The organism is Antarcticirhabdus aurantiaca, assembly GCF_009765365.1.
Taxonomy (GTDB): Bacteria; Pseudomonadota; Alphaproteobacteria; order Rhizobiales; family Rhizobiaceae; genus Antarcticirhabdus; species Antarcticirhabdus aurantiaca.
In genome coordinates this window covers 1-1,570 of sequence record NZ_VTOM01000055.1, presented here as the reverse complement: position 1 = coordinate 1,570, position 1,570 = coordinate 1, and the positions used below count along the sequence as shown (strand labels likewise).

Below are 1,570 nucleotides of genomic sequence, written 5' to 3'. Positions count from 1 at the left end.
CCCGCAGGGCCATCATCGGGTCGGTCATCGGTGGTCTCTCGGTTCGGGGTTGGCTGTCGCAACCCGATCCTAACCGGCAACCGCCGATGACCGCCTCTCAGCTACACCACCACCTGGGACACGACCCCGAGGTGGTCATGCCGAGCGGAGCGGAAGGCAGCGGCGTCAGGTTTCCTGCCCATCCGCTTTACGTTCGGCGGACTGGAAAACTGCCGTGACACATGCAACCCTTCAGCCATGAAGCATGATCAACTCTGTGCGATCGGTCACAACATCATGGACTCGTTGGCGAGCGGCCAAGCCTTCGTCATCGGCTACCATCCGGTGGATGTGTTCGGTGAAGCAGCATCCAGTGAAGACGGCCTGATCGAGATCGACTTCCTTCGCGGTCGGATCGTTCGAGGGCGTGCCTCACCCAACCTACGCTCTGCCGTGCTGGGGTTTGCGAAGGCTTTCCCCGCCTTCTGTCGACGGAACGAAGCAAGAAGCACCGACTTCCGGGAACTGTCGGGGACCTTCAGGGCGGGCCGATCCATTCTATGGGTTGAGGTCTGCGTTGCCGATCGGAACGGGCAACGTTCATCGACGAACTACTCTGGTATTCCCTTGAAGCGCACTTGGTCTCTCGATCCCCTTGGACGTAGACGACGTGTTCCCCGCAAGTTCGATCGTCCGGGAGGCGAATGACAGGTTTTAGAAATCCATCGGCTTTGATCGTTCGTCGCTGATGGGTCGAAACCAGTCCGTTAGGGTCACGTGAGTCTAGCGGATCGGCGGACGCTCAAATTCGAGAGGCAATCGGCATCCAGCCTTTGATCGGCTCGAGCGAGGGAAGGGCTGCGGTCCAATAGTGCCCTTGGAACGGCTGGTCGAATGACCGGCCGATGGGTTTGCCAGATAAAGTGCAGAACAGAAGCGTGCCAACCGCGCCGTGCGCGACGATGGCAAGATCGCCTTCCCTGTGATCGTCTGCGATCTGGGTGACGGCCTTCCGGACACGGGCTTGCGCATCGACAGCCCGTTCCCATCCACGAATGCTGTCGGCAGGGGATGCGAAGAACGTATCGGCCACGCTCTCGAACTCGTCCGGGGGAAGGAAGCCGGTCGCGCTGCGATCATTCTCGCCAAGGTCTTGTGACACGCTGATCCCGAGGCCGAGCGCCCCGGCCAGAATGCCGGCGGCTTCGATCGCCTTCGTCTCCGTGCTGGACCAGATCGATCGAACGTTCGAGGGAGTCGGGGACTGCGAAAAGGTTCGCATGCGATCGACGCCCGTAGGGCTCAGGCACCATCGTTCGACCGGCTTGCCGGGATCGACGATTACTTCGGGATGGCTGATGAAGAAAAGCGCGGGCATGATCCCCTAAGCGTCTGCCGTTGGCGTTCAGCGCAGCTTAGGCGATGGCCGCTTCCGACAGGAAGGCAATCTCCCGAAAGCGGCTTAGAAGGGTCCAGGCCGTGTCAAAACGTCGAGCTTGGTTGTTGTTTGAGGTTTCGGGGCTGATCGCACGGTTGGGCGCAGAGATACGGCGCTCTACTGCTGCTTTTTGCGATGGTCGAGGGACAGAGC

The 1,570-nt window shown here is 60.6% G+C and carries 2 protein-coding genes; one reads left to right on the top strand and one right to left on the bottom strand.

Features of this window, described 5'->3' with window-relative positions; translation table 11 throughout:
- The first annotated feature begins 237 nt into the window (after positions 1-237).
- Positions 238-687: a hypothetical protein gene (locus FZN60_RS28490; protein ID WP_158877782.1), complete on the top strand. Its 450-nt coding sequence runs from the start codon at positions 238-240 to the stop codon at positions 685-687.
- A 94-nt stretch (positions 688-781) separates the two neighbouring features.
- Here FZN60_RS28490 and FZN60_RS28485 read toward each other — a convergent pair whose 3' ends face one another.
- Positions 782-1,357 (bottom strand): histidine phosphatase family protein, encoded by a 576-nt coding sequence (locus tag FZN60_RS28485; protein WP_158877780.1) that lies wholly within the window; start codon positions 1,355-1,357, stop codon positions 782-784.
- Positions 1,358-1,570: the final 213 nt, after the last annotated feature.